This window comes from Aquimarina macrocephali JAMB N27, assembly GCF_000520995.1.
GTDB classification, from domain to species: domain Bacteria; phylum Bacteroidota; class Bacteroidia; order Flavobacteriales; family Flavobacteriaceae; genus Aquimarina; species Aquimarina macrocephali.
The window spans coordinates 560373-576225 of the sequence record NZ_JACA01000001.1 but is presented as its reverse complement, the minus strand read 5'-3'; the positions used below and the strand labels follow the sequence as shown (position 1 = coordinate 576225).

At 33.4% G+C, this 15853-nt stretch carries 13 protein-coding genes; 3 read left to right on the top strand and 10 right to left on the bottom strand.

Annotated elements, in window-relative coordinates; all coding sequences use genetic code 11:
- Window position 1: 1 nt before the first annotated feature.
- The 3 genes from Z054_RS0102660 to Z054_RS0102650 form a co-directional block, all read right to left on the bottom strand.
- Window positions 2-1366 carry a hypothetical protein gene (locus tag Z054_RS0102660; RefSeq protein ID WP_024768555.1) on the bottom strand — a complete coding sequence of 455 codons (1365 nt, stop codon included), beginning with the start codon at window positions 1364-1366 and terminating at the stop codon, window positions 2-4.
- A 22-nt stretch (window positions 1367-1388) separates the two neighbouring features.
- Window positions 1389-4091: a choice-of-anchor B family protein gene (locus Z054_RS32610; protein WP_024768554.1), complete on the bottom strand. Its 2703-nt coding sequence runs from the start codon at window positions 4089-4091 to the stop codon at window positions 1389-1391.
- Between the two features lie 319 nt (window positions 4092-4410).
- Window positions 4411-5661 (bottom strand): choice-of-anchor B family protein, encoded by a 1251-nt coding sequence (locus Z054_RS0102650; RefSeq protein ID WP_024768553.1) that lies wholly within the window; start codon window positions 5659-5661, stop codon window positions 4411-4413.
- A gap of 149 nt (window positions 5662-5810) precedes the next feature.
- Here Z054_RS0102650 and thiL point away from each other — a divergent pair, with 149 nt between their 5' ends.
- On the top strand, window positions 5811-6857 hold the full coding sequence (gene thiL / locus Z054_RS0102645; protein ID WP_024768552.1) for a thiamine-phosphate kinase: 1047 nt from the start codon (window positions 5811-5813) through the stop codon (window positions 6855-6857).
- A gap of 7 nt (window positions 6858-6864) precedes the next feature.
- Here the strand turns inward: thiL and Z054_RS0102640 are convergent, their stop codons facing one another.
- Together Z054_RS0102640 and Z054_RS0102635 are read right to left on the bottom strand one after the other, a co-directional pair.
- Window positions 6865-7134, bottom strand: coding sequence for a hypothetical protein (locus tag Z054_RS0102640; protein WP_024768551.1), 270 nt, complete (start codon window positions 7132-7134; stop codon window positions 6865-6867).
- A gap of 247 nt (window positions 7135-7381) precedes the next feature.
- On the bottom strand, window positions 7382-8161 hold the full coding sequence (locus Z054_RS0102635; RefSeq protein ID WP_024768550.1) for an alpha/beta fold hydrolase: 780 nt from the start codon (window positions 8159-8161) through the stop codon (window positions 7382-7384).
- A gap of 220 nt (window positions 8162-8381) precedes the next feature.
- Here Z054_RS0102635 and brnQ point away from each other — a divergent pair, with 220 nt between their 5' ends.
- Together brnQ and Z054_RS0102625 are read left to right on the top strand one after the other, a co-directional pair.
- Window positions 8382-9653, top strand: coding sequence for a branched-chain amino acid transport system II carrier protein (gene brnQ / locus Z054_RS0102630; RefSeq protein WP_024768549.1), 1272 nt, complete (start codon window positions 8382-8384; stop codon window positions 9651-9653).
- 118 nt (window positions 9654-9771) lie between these two features.
- Window positions 9772-11115: a cytochrome-c peroxidase gene (locus tag Z054_RS0102625; RefSeq protein WP_024768548.1), complete on the top strand. Its 1344-nt coding sequence runs from the start codon at window positions 9772-9774 to the stop codon at window positions 11113-11115.
- 27 nt (window positions 11116-11142) lie between these two features.
- On the opposite strand, the gene Z054_RS0102620 is transcribed toward Z054_RS0102625, so the two are convergent.
- The 5 genes from Z054_RS0102620 to Z054_RS0102600 all read right to left on the bottom strand — a co-directional run bounded on the left by Z054_RS0102620 (window position 11143) and on the right by Z054_RS0102600 (window position 15828).
- Window positions 11143-11526: a VOC family protein gene (locus Z054_RS0102620; protein ID WP_024768547.1), complete on the bottom strand. Its 384-nt coding sequence runs from the start codon at window positions 11524-11526 to the stop codon at window positions 11143-11145.
- Window positions 11527-11596: 70 nt separating this feature from the next.
- Window positions 11597-13321 (bottom strand): AraC family transcriptional regulator, encoded by a 1725-nt coding sequence (locus Z054_RS0102615; RefSeq protein WP_024768546.1) that lies wholly within the window; start codon window positions 13319-13321, stop codon window positions 11597-11599.
- A gap of 198 nt (window positions 13322-13519) precedes the next feature.
- The gene (locus Z054_RS0102610; RefSeq protein ID WP_024768545.1) at window positions 13520-13912 is read right to left on the bottom strand and encodes a lipocalin family protein; all 393 of its coding nucleotides are present in this window, start codon (window positions 13910-13912) and stop codon (window positions 13520-13522) included.
- 157 nt (window positions 13913-14069) lie between these two features.
- Window positions 14070-15362 carry an aminopeptidase P family protein gene (locus Z054_RS0102605; protein WP_024768544.1) on the bottom strand — a complete coding sequence of 431 codons (1293 nt, stop codon included), beginning with the start codon at window positions 15360-15362 and terminating at the stop codon, window positions 14070-14072.
- A 184-nt stretch (window positions 15363-15546) separates the two neighbouring features.
- Window positions 15547-15828 (bottom strand): hypothetical protein, encoded by a 282-nt coding sequence (locus Z054_RS0102600; protein ID WP_024768543.1) that lies wholly within the window; start codon window positions 15826-15828, stop codon window positions 15547-15549.
- Window positions 15829-15853 lie beyond the last annotated feature (25 nt).

The following is a 15853-nucleotide window of genomic DNA, read 5'->3' as shown; positions in this document are numbered from 1 at the left end:
TTTATTTATATTTAATAATTAATAGGTCTTTGGATCCCTTATTACCAGGGACATCAAAGTCACTACTTTCAGAATTACCTACAACAACTATTTTTTTGTCGCTTGTTTCTATGCAGCCTTCTCCAAATTCTGCTTCGCTACCACCACTGGCCAGTTTCCATTGGATTTCTCCATTAGAGGTTATTATCATACTCCATACATCACTTTGCCCTTTGTTTTGTGCCACATCGATGTCATTACTTCTAGAGTTACCTGTAATAATAAAACCGCCATTTTGCATTTTGGAGATAGCTCTTCCGGTATCAAAAGCGGTACCTCCCAATGATTTTTGCCAAAGTAAATTACCATTGCCATCTATTTGTATCAACCAAAGATCAGCATTTCCATTAGCACTAGAAATATCACCATCTACACTTCTGGAATCTCCTACGATAAGAAATTTCCCATCACCGGTAGCTGCAATTGCGTAACCTACGTCAATCTCTGATCCTCCAAATGATTTTTCCCATAATTTGGTACCTTCTTTATTAATTTTTACGGCCCAAAAATCATAGCTTCCTTTACTACCAGTAACATCAAAATCAATACTTTCTGAAGATCCTATCATTAAAAATCCATCATCTTGAGTTTGTACTACATCATAACTACGATCATTATTGGTACCCCCAAAAAAACGTCGCCACTCTTTTTCTCCAGAAGAGTTGAGTTTAATACCCCAGAATTCTCCCACTCCGTGTTTTGAAAAACCACTTTTGTTGTCATTGCCTTCTCCACCACTAGCAGTTACATCAAGAAAACCTGTAATAAAGTATCCACCATCACGAGTTTGTACAACAGAAAAGGCTCTGTCTATTCCAGGAAATCCAAAACTCTTTTCCCATTGTATACCTCCCGAAGCATCTGTTTTTACGATCCAGTAGTCTTGTAATCCGGCATTTGCACTTACATCTTCATCGGCACTTCTGCTATATCCTACCAACGCAAATCCTCCATCGGTAGTTTGAATGATTTTTTCTCCTCTTTCATCTCCAGAGCCTCCATAAGTTTTACTCCACGAAATTTCTCCTTCTTTAGTTATTTTGAGTAACCAATAATCACTATCTGGAGCAGTTTTATCTGTAATATCTCCATCAATGCTTTGGGTATATCCAGCTATTGCATAACCCCCATCAGTAGTTTCAACTACTGATAGGGCATTATCTTCATTACTTCCTCCAAATGTTTTTACCCAGTCTATTTCACCCAAAAACCCTTCTAAAGGAGGAACGGGTGTCACATTATCTTCATCATCGCTACCACAAGCAATTAAAACTAATGTTGCAATACAGACGAGAAGTACATTGAATAAGAATTTAGAGCGATTCATTTGTTAGTATATTTTAAAGACATTATTTTTTTACAAAACGCTTGGTAATAACACCTTGTTTTTTGGTGGTGATTTGTAAAAAGTAAACTCCTGTTTTCAAATTGGAAACATCTATTGTATTTTTAACGACTCCTTTACCTACTAATTGCCCTACAAAATTTTTGATTTCAAAATTTGAAGGTTCTTTAGAAGCACTTTTGTCACCCATAAATACATTCATGATCGATCCCTGAACCGGATTTGGGAAGACCGAAAAAGATATGTTTTCTGTTGAAACCAAAGAAGAGTTAGCAGCAACACTGGTTGTAAGAGAAATATTATCAATGGCGATATCAGCTTGCCAGGTAGCCCCTGTAACTCTATTAAATCTTAGTTTTAAAGCTTCACCAATATATTGAGAAAGATCAAGATTAATGGTATTCCAGGAATTTCCTTGATTACCGGTTTTACTCCAGATGCTTGTCCATGAAGCACCATCATTTGTTGATGCTTCAACTGCTATGCTCCCCATATCAGATGCGCCAAACATATGATATGTAAATGTGAATGCAGGAGAAGCAGTACCACTTAAGTCAAAACAAGGAGATGTTAGTATTGCACGTTTACTAGGAAACCCTGTTCCATTTCCAGAAGCCTCTACATAGAGATAATATGTTCCCTGACTTGCACTTGATGGTCCTGTATTTCTTGATGGAGTTCCATTAGTATCTACTGTCCAATTGATATCATCTGATGATGATTGTGTCCACAAACCTAAAGTGTTTTCAAAACTTTCATTGTATGGGAATGAGGATACTCCACCGGCACAAACATTACCACTACCTTCGGTAATAGTAACTGTATAATCTTCTACCTCACCATATTGGAACGATTCACAGGATGTTGGGACAGAATTATATTTCATAGAGACACGCATTCTGGTCGATACTGCTGATGCACTAGATGGGATTGAAAATGTTCCACTAACAGGAGTAGTTCTCGTTGCATTCTGTGACCATACTTGTTCTCCAGAATCTACAAAATCACCATCTTGGTTAAAATCGATCCATACACTATATCCTTCACTATATACTGTACCCGACCATGTTGGAGTGATTGTAATTGTATGTGATGTGCCTTTTGCAAGACTAGTAGATATAGAGGTGTTGTCTTCATAACCACCACTGGATGCCCCGGATGTATTATTTATACTCCCAATAGATACATTACTAATATATTCATCAGAAACACTATTTCCATTAGAATTACAATAATTCACTTGAACATCTGTAGTTGTGAAATTAACAGAACCACTGTAATTAGAAGAAGTGCCGTCTTGACATTTACTTCTTACTTGTGCTTCATAAGATGTAGTGGCAGACAAACCAGTTATAGTATTAGAAGTTCCGTTTACTGCGGTTGTTGTCCAGGAAGAAGTACCTGTTTGACGATATCTTAAATCATAAGTAGCGTTGGCAACACTTGTCCAATTAATAGTAGCAGAAGTTGCATTTATATTAGAAGATCCGACACCTGTAGGAACGGTTGCCTGGCATACGGCTGGTGCACTTTTTCGTATTAAGAAAAACCCTCCTTGAATATCACTTATAACAATGTTTCCGCTATTGAAATAGGGGTATACATTCCACACACCATCCATAGTTACACTATTACTAGAGGTATAAGTATCAAAAAACCCTACCTCTGTCATGGTTTTGGTTCCAATGTTAGAAATATCTATAACCCTTATCCCTGCTCTATAATTTGCCAAGTAGAATAAATTACCTTTTACATATCCATTATGATCTGTAGCAGGTGTAGGGCCAAAATAATTAAAATGAAATTTTGGATTATCTAAATCCTGAAAATCAAAAACTATTGTTTTTGTATTAAAACCAACTCCTTGTTCATCGAGTTCATCTCCCAATATAAAATATTTCAAATCTTCTGTAAACCACCCTTGGTGAGTATATTTAACATCAGAATATTTTATGGTTGATATTGTTTTAGGATTTGATTTATTGGTAATATCGGCTATTACGATTTCAATTTCGTTGCTACCGATTAGAATTTCTTTTCCTGTATAGTCACTATCCGGACCATTATAAGTAATAACCTGGGCATCATGAGTATATGCACGTTGACCCCCTGATAAAAGTCCCCCTGCGTTAGTAGGGTTTTTAGGATCTTGAATGTTAATAAAAAGAGGTCCTCCTTTATAAGGACCAGAATTTCTTTGAGCCCCTACAACATAGGCATATCCAGAATCTTCATTGATTACAATGTTATGAGCATTTCCGAATTCTGTATACCTTTTATCTGCGGTAAAATTTTGAGGAGGATTTGCTACGTTACGCAATCTTGTAAGATCAAAAACCTGCATTCCGTGATTTGAAGCTTCACTTACTATAAAAGCATGATTTTTATACACTTTTACATCTCTCCAAGAACTATTAGAGGTAGCTGTTGGCAATTTACCAAGATAAACGGGATTAGTTGGGTTTGAAATGTTTATAAATGCGGTTCCGTTATTTAAACCAATAATTGCATATTCATTACCGTTTTGTGGATCTGTCCATCCCCAGCTATCATTACCGGCTGTGGCACTCATCTGAGATAGAGTGATGTGAGACATTAAATCGTAATCGTTACAAGGATAAGAACCTGCCAGCCCGTTTTGACAAGGGGTCTGACCATAAGAGAATACTGCTGATATTAACAGCAGAAGAGTAGTTAAATTTTTCATTGAGTTTGTGGTTTAAGAGTTTGTTTAGAAATTGAAGTTTATGTCATACGCTAATAGTTTAATTTTTAAATAATTAACTAATTTATCGATTTTATGTTTAGGTATTTGTGAATTCTATGTGTAGTTTGCATTACTTTAACATTTTTTAACATTTTTTCACATAATTATGAGTTAAAAAATGAAGAATTGTATTAAAGTGATATGTATTTTTCAATTTTAAGCAAAATCTATAAAGAGCAATTAAAGTTTTTGACTGCTATTATATTTTGGTCTATACAGAGGATAAGATTATGTTATAAAACATAATTAATTTATATTTTTACGGAGTACTCTTTCGAATCAATAAAAACCCTCCTTGGATATCACTAATCACAATATTTCCACTTTGAAAATAAGGGTATACATTCCATACCCCATTAAAATTTGCACTATCACTTGATGGGAAAGTGTCAAAAAAACCAATTTCTGTCATATTTTTATTCCCGATATCAGAAATGTCAAGTATTCTAATTCCAGCTCTATAATTTGCCAGATAAAATAGATTTCCCTTTACATATCCATTATGATCTACGGCAGCTGTAGGACCCGTATAATTCATATGAAACTTAGGGTTATCAAGATCTTCAAAATCAAAAACTATAGTTCTGGTATTAAATCCAACTCCTTGTTCATCGGTTTCGTCGCCTAATATAAAATATCTCATGTCTTCTGTAAACCATCCTTGATGAGTATACCCTACGTCTGTATATTTAATAGTTGATATCGTAACAGGATTATTTTTATCTGTAATATCTGCGATTACAACTTCTATCTCATTACTACCAATTAATATTTCTTTACCCGTATAATCGGTATCAGGTCCTTGATAGTTAATTGCTTGTGCATCGTGACTATAAGCTCTATCTCCTGTAGAAAGAAAACCTCCTGCAGCAATTGGATTTTTAGGATCTTGTATATTAATAAATACAGGACCTCCTCGATAAGTTCCGAACCTACTTGTTCCTACTGCATATGCAAATCCAGAATCTTCATTAATAACAATATTATGTGCACTTCCAAAATCGGTAAAATGCGTATCAGAAGTAAAGGTCTGAGGCGGGTTTGTTACATTTCGTAGTCTTGTAAGATCGAAAACCTGCATTCCATGATTGGTAGCCTCACTTACAATAAAAGCGTGATCTTGATAGACTTTTACATCCCTCCACGGACTATTTACAGTTGCGGTTGGTAGTTTGCCTAAATATATTGGACTATCAGGTGTAGAAATATCTATGAAAGCCGTACCATTGTCCAGCCCTATTAATGCATATTCTTTACCACTTTGCGAGTCTGTCCACCCCCAGCTATCATTGCCAGCACCCGCAGACATTTCTGTCAACGATATTCTAGTGATCAGATCATATCCGCTACAAGGGTAAAACCCACCCGCAAGACCATTTTCACAGGGGCCAGATTTAACATCATTTGTAGCAACAGGCGGATTATTAAAAACGTCATTACCATTGTCGTCACTACTACAACTTATAAAAGCTGCAAATAATAACAATTCGCATATAAAATACCTTTTCATAATGTTTTCAATTTTAATAAATGTACTAAACTTTTTTGAGTATTGTTTTAATATCCCCAAGCTACAAGACTCCTAGTGTTAAGTTTAGAGGGTTGAAAAATCAGAAGTTTTTTATGAATTGAAATCACTTTGTTACCTACCTTTGCAAAATGATTGAAGATAAGAATACACCAAAGACACAACTATCGGAATTAGGAGAGTTTGGACTGATTAATCATTTGACCAAGAATTTTGAGATCAACCAAAAAACAACTTCTCTTGGGATTGGGGATGATGCAGCAGTTTTGGATTTTAAAAATAAAAAATGCGTATTAACAACAGATTTATTGATAGAAGGAGTACATTTTGATTTGTCATATGTTCCATTAAAGCATTTAGGATATAAAGCAGTGGTGGTTAATCTTTCTGATGTTTATGCAATGAATGCAACAGCATCACAAATTACAGTTTCTATTGCAGTATCAAACAGGTTTCCTTTGGAAGCATTAGAAGAATTATACGCAGGAATTGAAACTGCAGCAAAGATTTATAATGTAGATGTAGTAGGAGGAGATACAACTTCTTCAACAACCGGTTTACTTATTAGTATTACGGCTGTTGGATATGCAAATGAAGAAGATTTGGTATATCGTGGTGGGGCCAAAGAAAATGACCTTCTGGTTGTAACTGGTGATTTGGGAGCAGCATATTTAGGGCTTCAGGTATTAGAGAGAGAGAAGCAAGTTTATGAGGTTAACCCTAATTCGCAACCAGACCTGGATCAATATGCTTACATCATTGAGAGACAACTTAAACCAGAAGCACGTAAAGACATATCAGAACTTCTTAAAGCATTAGATGTAAAACCAACAAGTATGATTGACATAAGTGATGGACTATCATCAGAAATAATACATCTTTGTTCTCAATCTAAAGTTGGAGTAAATTTATATGAGGAAAAAATCCCATTAGACCCTACAGTTATATCTACATGCGAAGAATTTAAAATGAATAGTACAACAGTAGCACTAAATGGAGGAGAAGATTATGAATTACTGTTTACAATGAAACAAGAAGATTATCCTAAAATAAAAGCAAATCCCAGTCTTACAGTTATAGGTCATATAACAGATGAGAAAAGTGGAATAGGACTAGTAACCAGAGCAAATGAAAAGATAGCCATACAGGCTCAGGGTTGGAATCCAATCGAGGAATAATTAATAATTATGAAGCTGCCTGAAATGGAGTATCACGATTAGTTCTTGCCTGTTTCTTAGCATGCACAGAGGCTAAAGCATTATTAATTTCTTTTAATTTAGGTGTCATTGCTTCTAATCGTCCTCTACTATTAGTAGTAGCTTGTTCACCACAGTGCGAACAGGTATATTCTTTAATGTGATGAGTAACATTTTTAGAAAGAAGATAGTCATGGCCAAATAGAGAGCAGTAAATTTTTGAAAAAGAAAATGCGGAGGATGGGGTAGTTTTTTTCATTATTCTTAGGGGGTTAAAAATTCATAGAAAAGGGTTATGGGTTCATTATCAATACAATAATAATCTTTTTTTTATTATTATCTGCATTTTTGTAAGAAAAAATCACCATAAATCATTGATTTTTAGTCGAAATACTCCTTTTGTAGTGTTTTTTGACTACGAAAAAGGTATTTCGTCTAAGAAATGTATAAAACTGTCTGGTTTTTAAAGAAACCAAAAATGGGTTTATTATCTTCTAAGATTTGTATTAAAAAGAGTTCAGAAACTGGTAAAGTTCTGCAACATATTCGTCCTTATTCTCCAAATATGACATATGCCCTCCATCAAAACTAACAAGATTGATATTACATTGTTTAGATTCTTTAATACTTTGATCATATAATAATATAGGATCTTTGGTTCCGGCAAATATGATTTTAGGCTTATTAAAATTGGACAAAAGAGATGTATGATCTTTTCTTACTTTCATTCCTTCTAAACCAGAGATAATTCCTTGCAAAGAAATCATTGAAGCCTGATCTTTGATTATATTTATTTTGTCGGCAAATCGCAATCGGTTTTCTTCGGCAAAAAGATTAGCAATTGCCATGCTGGTATATGCATTAGGACTATTCTTGACAATATCAATAGCTCTACTACGGTTTTGTTTTCTCTCGGCACTATCAGGAAATGAGGTAGAATTTAACAATACTAATCCTGAAACTATATCTGGAAAAAGATCTATGCATGCGAGAGCTACATATCCTCCCATAGAATGACCTACAAAAGAAGCCGTAGAGATATCTAGATGATCTAAAACAACCTTGATTGCTTGTGCCATATCCTCCATAGTATGTATATATCCGATACACTCGGTATGACCATGACCTAAAAGATCTATCGAAATGCAATGATATGTACTTGATATAAGGTCGATGGTTTCTTCCCACATAGTAGAATTTTCTAGAAACCCATGTAGAAAGATTATAGGAGTACCTTTTCCAGAGGTGTTATAATTTACTTTAATCCCTTTATATGTTACTATCATTTTGCTTTTTAATTTAAAGAGCAAAGAAACTAGAAACAATACTCTTTTAAAATGTAAATGAATATTTTTTTATGAATGTACTTAGTTTTTTAGCTATAGTTATATATTAATTTTCAGCTTGTTATTGCTTTTCTATTTACAAATACTATTACGATTATTTTGTATGCTTATTATGGTTTCATTATTATTGCTTTTTAAAGGGACATAAATACCTAACTAAATGAGATTTAATAAAGAAACTTTTGTTGCAGGATTTGCATTATTTTCAATGTTCTTTGGTGCAGGAAACTTGATGCTTCCTCCACTTTTGGGGTATAAAGCGGGTGATGCATGGTTTCTGGTTATTATGGGTTTTGCTATTTCGGCAGTAGTTATTCCTTTGTTAGGAATTTTTGCACATGCTCGCTTACAAGGAACTATGCTTGATTTTGCAAAGAAAGTATCTCCTACATTTAGTCTTATTTATTGTATACTGGTTTATTTGATCTCGATCACATTGCCTTCTCCAAGAACAGCATCTGTTACTCATGAGATGGCAATTCAACCATTTTTTGGCACAAATGCCTGGTTGACCAGTACTATTTATTTTGCGTTAGTATTGCTTTTTGTACTTAATCGATCTAAGATTCTTAGTTTATTAGGCAAATTTCTTTCTCCTATTATATTTATCGTCGTACTTAGTATTATTTGTATTAGTATTTTTTCAATGCAAACTCCTGCGATTAATCCTTCAGAATTTCAAACTCCTTTTATTAAAGGGTTGCTAGAAGGATATCAAACATTTGATGCAATAGGAGCCGTTGTTGTAGGTGGCGTTATTATTGTTTCTCTAAAAATTAAAGGAGAAAATAATTTTGATAGAAATCGAAAACTGATCATTGGATCAGGTATTTTGGCGGGAGTAGGTCTTTTTGTTATTTATGCAGGGATGATTTATAGCGGTGCATTATTTGGTGCTGATTTTGACACTGATATTTCCCGAACAGATTTATTATCAGGGATGAGTTTAAAAACTCTGGGCAATATTGGTAAAGTATTTTTAAGTATTCTAGTTGGATTAGCTTGTTTTACTACAGCTGTAGGTATTGTAACAGGTACGGCAGATTTTATAAAAGGTATTTATAATGGATCTCAAAAAGCATATTTTATTACTGCAATTGTAGCCTGTATTTTGGGTGTTTTAATGGGACAGTTTGATGTACACTATATCATCAATGTGGCTATACCGGCACTTATGTTTATTTACCCTATAACCATCATTTTGATTCTATTAAATGTTTTACCCAATAGATTCACTTCTTCATTAGTATTTAGAACTGTTGTTATTGTAACTATTTTATTTAGTATTCCTGATTTTTTAGGGTCTATTGGAATGCAGGACTATGTTGCTCCGCTTATAAAAGTCCTTCCTTTAGGTGTATATAGCTTAGCTTGGTTATTACCAGCATTGGTAGCACTAGTTGTTATGAATATCTTTTCAAAAACAAAGTGATTTTTATAAACATAAAAATTAAAGGTTTTTAGGGGTAAATTCCCCTTTTGTATTGTATTAGTTTTTGTTACATTCGCGCCAGAAAACAAATTTTAATAATTTTATATAAAGGGAATCTATGGGAAAAATAACTACTCTTATACTTATTACATTACTTTTATTTTCTTGTGCTAATGATGATGACTATGTACCTATAGCATCAGGTTTGGATAAAGACTTAAAAACTCTTTTAACCAATATTTCTGAAGACAAAGGTCTTGCTTATTTTATTTTACCACAAAGTGATGATTATCTTAAAATACCTCAAGATCCTCTAAATCCAATTACTAAGGAAAAAGTTGAATTAGGAAAGTTATTATTGCATGAAACAGCTCTTGGCGGAAACCCAAAAATAGATGAGATGAAAGCGACATATTCTTGTGCCTCTTGTCATCAAGTTGCTGCGGGATTTAGCTCAGGATTAAGACAAGGTATTGGAGAATGTGGTATAGGTTTTGGAACCAATGGTAATGGTAGATTAATAAATACTAATGTTCCTATTGATTCTGTTGACATCCAACCACTTCGTTCACCTACTCTTTTAAACGTGGCGTACCAAGATGTAATGTTATGGAATGGACAATTTGGAGGTACAGGAACTAATGCAGGAACAGAAAGTAATTGGACAAATATTCAAGAGAATTTTTTAGGATTTCAAGGCATAGAAGTTCAAGCAATAAAAGGTCAGGGAGTACATAGACTATTGATTGATGAGGCTTTTGTAAATACACTTGGATATAAGGAAATGTTTGATAAGGCTTTTGGTGATATTATAGAGAGCCAGCGATATACTACTAAGAATGCAGGTTTGGCCATGGCTGCTTATGAAAGAACATTACTTGCCAATAAATCGCCTTGGCAAGAGTGGTTAAAAGGAGACTATGATGCTATGAGTGATGCAGAAAAGAAAGGAGCAATTTCGTTTTTTGGTAACGGAAAATGTTATCAATGTCATACTGGTCCAGCATTAAATGATAAGAGTTTTCATGCTTTTGGGATGGGGGACTTTGATAATTCTAATAAAGCATTGGTGCTAGATAGTGCAGGTTTTGAAAATGTAAAGAAAGGAAGGGGAGGTTTTACTAAAAATCCAAATGATAACTATAAATTTAAAACACCAACTCTTTATAATATAACTGATAATGGTTTTTATGGTCACGGAGGAACATTTACATCGGTAAGAGATGTTGTGGTATATAAAAATAAAGGAATCCCGCAATCAACAGAAGTAACAGATGAAAACCTGGCAACTCAATTTGGTACTATTGATTTGACAGATCAGGAAATAGATAACCTCACGGCTTTTATAGAAACTAGTTTACGGGATACTGATCTTAATCGGTATGTGCCTGAAACGTTGAAATCGGGATTATGCTTTCCGGTTAATGATGTACAATCTCAACAGGATTTAGGATGTAACTAAATATAGAATAATCGTTTTTGATCAGACTTAATTTAATGTAGCAATCCACCAGGTGTTACCAAATGGATCTTGAAAACCGGCTCCTCTGGCTCCATAATCTTCTTCTATAGGTTCCATCAAGGATTTGGCTCCTGCATCTATTGCTTCATAATATGTTTGATCAGTATCTTTTACATAAACATACATGCACCCGGGGTGTGCAGGATTATGTTGTGAAGCTTCTGTAAGAAGAATAGTGGTATCACCGATCCTAATTTCTGAGTGCTGTATTCTGTTATCAACATCCAGGCTTCGTATCATTTCCTGTGCCTGAAAGATTTTTCGAATGAAATCAATAAAATCTTCAGCTTTTTCTACTACTATATATGGCATAGCTTGCTGGTGACCAGCAGTGATTTTCATTCGTTGCATAATATATAAAAGAGAGTTTTTGTATTCAACGAAGGAAGTATAGAAAATATTCTATAGATGAGTAGAAATATCAACGAGAAGACTGATTAGACTTACTATTTTTTTGCTTTTCTAACTTTTTAATAAAATATGAAGGATAAATCCCTGTCTTTTTATAGAATGCTTTAGAAAATGCTTCAGAATTATTAAAACCAATTTCTTGTGCAATGGCTTGCACTGTATATTTTCTAAATATCGAATCATCGTTTAATTTATCGATTACAAAATCGATTCGTAAATCATTGATATAATTACTGAAACTTTTTTCTTTAAAAGTATTAACCACTTTAGAAAGATAACTAGAGTTTGATCCAAAGCTTTTGGCAAGATCTTTTGAGGTTAGAGGTCTTAAAAACTCTTTTTTTTCTTCAAATTGCTGTAGCTTGTTAAGTAGTTTGTCTAGGGTCTTTTTGTTAATTGATGAGGGACTTGGATCATCATTAGATTGATTTTTTTTTTGGTTTTGATCAGAAATTTGATGCAAGAGTTTTAAAAACCTCTTTTTGTAAAGCTGTTGTCGATAGTAATAGTAACCAATACCAATTAGGCTTAATAACAGAAATATTAATATGATAATATTTTGAGAAGATATCCTATTGTTTTCTTTTTCTAATGAAGCTATGATTTTCTGTTTTTGCTCAAGGAGTTCCTGAGTATCAAATTCTCTTAATATTTTATCACTAACAATCCTGTAGTTCTTTGTTAAAATACTATCTGCACTTAATAATTTATTTATGTACAGTAATTGGTTGGTGTGGTCATCAATAGATTTGTAATAATCAACCAGTTCTATATAGGCTGATCTACTTTCGGGTAAAAAATAATTTAAAGTTTTAGATATAGAATCTATTTTTTTGAAGTAATTAATAGACTTTGAGATTTCACCTAAGCTTTTATTAGAATTTCCTAAATATAGATACGCATTAATTAAATCGGTAGTACTTTCATAACCTCTTTCAGGATTAATAATTTTGGGTAATACTGTTTTAATTTTCTTTACCGAAGTACTATATTCTTGGTCGTGATAATCTAAAACACCATCATTTAAGTCGAATAAAAATCCAACGGGTTTACCTTTAGAAAACTTAGCTCCTTCTTTATTTAAAATTTTTGCAGAATCTATTTGATTATTTAATCTATATACAGAGACGAGTTCTGTTAGCGTCAATAGATAAGAAATAGTGTCTCGTTTCGTTTTGTTTTTGATGCTTTTTTCATACGTTATACATTCTATAAATAATCTTTTGGCCTCGTCATATTTTCCTAGTTTCCTTTTTAAATTTGCAATATTATGCTTTAGAAGATATATATATGGTGCATTATTGTTTTTTCTAGAGTGGTCTAATGCTGTTAAGTAGTCCTTAAAACTATTATTAAGGTCACCAAACTCTCCAAAGGAAATTGCTCTTTTATTATAGAAAACCTCTGGATGGTTCTTTTTAACTATATTTTTGCCAAAAAAAACAGCACTATCTAGAGCTTCTATTTTTCTATTTTTCGAATCATTATACAATAGACTTTTATATACATAAGACCACGCTATGCGACTGCTGTCTTTGCTGTTTTTTCCTTTGTTAAAATATGCCTGGGCATATAATCTTGCTTTTGACTTATTACTATCTAAATTTGTATGAAAGTCTTCACTAAGCTGTTTGTATGTTTTTTGCATCAAGGAATCAGGAACCTGAAAAGATTGCCCATAGCTTATAAACGAGATAGAAAAAATGACAATGCTGCTAAGTAGTTTTAAATACATACCATACCATTTAGAATTTTAATTAAGAGTCAAAAGTATTTAAATATTGATATCAAAGTCAATAAAAGAAATACGGTTTTTATCAATTACGAGAAACTCTTAATTAGTTTATATAACAAGATGAGAGATTTTTTACTAGCGATTATAAGATTTTATGCGAATTTTAGATTTAGTTCGGTTGTTTAAAAAAGAAGACTATCAATCAATTTTGGTATATTTTTCTTTGCAAGGCTCCATGCATTGAGTCGGATAATCGATGATCAACTTAGAATCGTTTATTTCAAAATTTATTTTAGATTCTGAAGATGTACAAGCCATGATAAGCTGAGTATGATTCATATCATACGTTCCAGACATTCCAATAGTCTTATCATTGTCTAATGGGCAGTAAGATACGTTTGTTTTTAAGGTGCCATCATTAAAGAATTCGATAACTTTTTCTTGGTTCGTTTTTTGAAAGGCACCTTTTCCATTTCCTGGATCGACCAGTACATGTGTTAGCTTCCATTTACCAACTAATGGCGATTTGTTTTTTTTAGTGCAGGCATTGCAAAGCGTAATGACGAAAAAACATAGAAGAAGCTTTTTCATAGTAGAACTGGTTTTAGAGTTATTCTCAACTAAACTATAAAAAATAAGAGAAACTACCTTACGGCTTTACCGCCATTTTTTTTCGTGTTTTCAGGGGGTAATATAAGCCCCATACAGATAATGTATGTACAGAGCTTATAGATGATTTTGTTGAGGTCTAATTATTCATTAATTCTTCAATTTCTTCAGCTTCGATAGGAATATTAGCCATTAGGTTAGAAGGCTCTCCTTTTTCCTGGATCACTACATCATCCTCAATACGAATTCCAAAACCTTCATCAGGAATATAAATTCCTGGCTCAACAGTAAATACCATATTAGCTTTCATAGGGTCAGTAAGGATACCATAATCATGAGTATCTAATCCTATATGGTGAGAGGTGCCGTGCATAAAGTATTTTTTGTATGCAGGCCATTCTGGATCTTCCTTTTGCACATCGACCTTATCTATAAGACCTAAACCTAATAATTCAGATGTCATAATTTTACCAACTTCAACATGATAATCGGCCCAAACAGTTCCTGGAACCAACATTTTGGTAGCTTCATTTTTAACTCTAAGTACAGCGTCATAAACATCTCGTTGACGTTTAGAATATTTTCCCGATACCGGAATTGTACGTGACAAATCACTAGAGTAATTGGCATATTCTGCAGCAACATCCATAAGGATTAAATCTCCTGCTTTACAGGGTTGGTTATTTTCTATATAATGAAGTACATTGGCATTATTTCCGCTTGCGATTATAGGAGTATAGGCAAAACCTTTGGATCTGTTATTGATAAATTCGTGCAATAATTCGGCTTCAATATTATACTCCCAAACATCTGGTTTTACAAAGCTTAAAAGTCTTCGAAATCCTTTTTCGGTAATATTACAAGCTGTTTGCATAAGATCAATTTCTATAGGATCTTTTATTGCACGCAATCGTTGTAAAATAGGATTGCTTTTTGCTACGGTATGTGCTGGATATTTTGCTTTCCACCATTTGGTAAAACGATCTTCACGAGTTTCTGTTTCTACACTAGATCTGTAATGTTCGTTAGTGTTTACATACACGGTTTCACATTGTGTCATGAGTTCAAAGAAAATTTTCTCTAAATCCTGAAGCCAATATACGGTTCTGACTCCAGAAACATCAAAAGCTCGTTCTTTGGTTAATTTTTCACCTTCCCAAATTGCAATATGTTCATTGGTTTCTTTTAGAAATAAAATCTCACGATGTTTCTCCATAGGAGCATCGGGAAAAAGTAATAATACACTTTCTTCCTGATCAACACCACTTAGGTAAAAAATATCTCTATGCTGCTCAAAAGGCATAGTACTATCGGCACTAATTGGATATATATCATTACTATTAAATATAGCAATGCTATTGGGTTTCATTTGTGCTGTAAAGTTTTTACGATTTTTGATAAAGAGATTTCTATCGATCTGGTTATATTTCATTGTATGATATGTTGTTTAATTACAAACCTCATAAGCCCTCTAGACCAAACGAGGATTAAGAATACTGATTTTCTTCAAAAATATGATTATTATTTGCGTAATAAAAAAAGGAACTCAAAATCTTATGAGTTCCTTTTTAAATATTTAATTTACCTTAACTTTTTTTGCTAATATGAATGTATTTTTATTTGCTTATTGCATTTTTGATTAAACCTATTATAGCCATTAATACACCACCACCAACTCCACCACCAGCAATGCTTCCTAATATTCCGGACAAATCCATTCCGCCAGAAGTACCGATTCCCAGATAACTTAACAAATATCCACCTAAACCTCCTCCGAGTATTCCCAGAATTGAATTTCCTACTTTACCCAAAGATGCATTTTTTAATAATGAGCCTGCGATGTTTCCTCCCACGGCCCCGCTGATTAATTGAATAATTAACGGTAAATACTCTTCCATGATTGTGTGTTTTATTGATTAGTAC

Coding starts and splice junctions, on each gene's coding strand:
- Z054_RS0102600 (WP_024768543.1), bottom strand. CDS start 15,828: ATGGAAGAGTATTTACCGTTAATTATTCAATTAATCAGCGGGGCCGTG.
- brnQ (WP_024768549.1), top strand. CDS start 8,382: ATGAGATTTAATAAAGAAACTTTTGTTGCAGGATTTGCATTATTTTCA.
- Z054_RS0102660 (WP_024768555.1), bottom strand. CDS start 1,366: ATGAATCGCTCTAAATTCTTATTCAATGTACTTCTCGTCTGTATTGCA.
- Z054_RS0102605 (WP_024768544.1), bottom strand. CDS start 15,362: ATGAAATATAACCAGATCGATAGAAATCTCTTTATCAAAAATCGTAAA.
- Z054_RS0102635 (WP_024768550.1), bottom strand. CDS start 8,161: ATGATAGTAACATATAAAGGGATTAAAGTAAATTATAACACCTCTGGA.
- Z054_RS0102610 (WP_024768545.1), bottom strand. CDS start 13,912: ATGAAAAAGCTTCTTCTATGTTTTTTCGTCATTACGCTTTGCAATGCC.
- Z054_RS0102650 (WP_024768553.1), bottom strand. CDS start 5,661: ATGAAAAGGTATTTTATATGCGAATTGTTATTATTTGCAGCTTTTATA.
- Z054_RS0102620 (WP_024768547.1), bottom strand. CDS start 11,526: ATGCAACGAATGAAAATCACTGCTGGTCACCAGCAAGCTATGCCATAT.
- Z054_RS0102615 (WP_024768546.1), bottom strand. CDS start 13,321: ATGTATTTAAAACTACTTAGCAGCATTGTCATTTTTTCTATCTCGTTT.
- Z054_RS32610 (WP_024768554.1), bottom strand. CDS start 4,091: ATGAAAAATTTAACTACTCTTCTGCTGTTAATATCAGCAGTATTCTCT.
- Z054_RS0102640 (WP_024768551.1), bottom strand. CDS start 7,134: ATGAAAAAAACTACCCCATCCTCCGCATTTTCTTTTTCAAAAATTTAC.
- thiL (WP_024768552.1), top strand. CDS start 5,811: ATGATTGAAGATAAGAATACACCAAAGACACAACTATCGGAATTAGGA.
- Z054_RS0102625 (WP_024768548.1), top strand. CDS start 9,772: ATGGGAAAAATAACTACTCTTATACTTATTACATTACTTTTATTTTCT.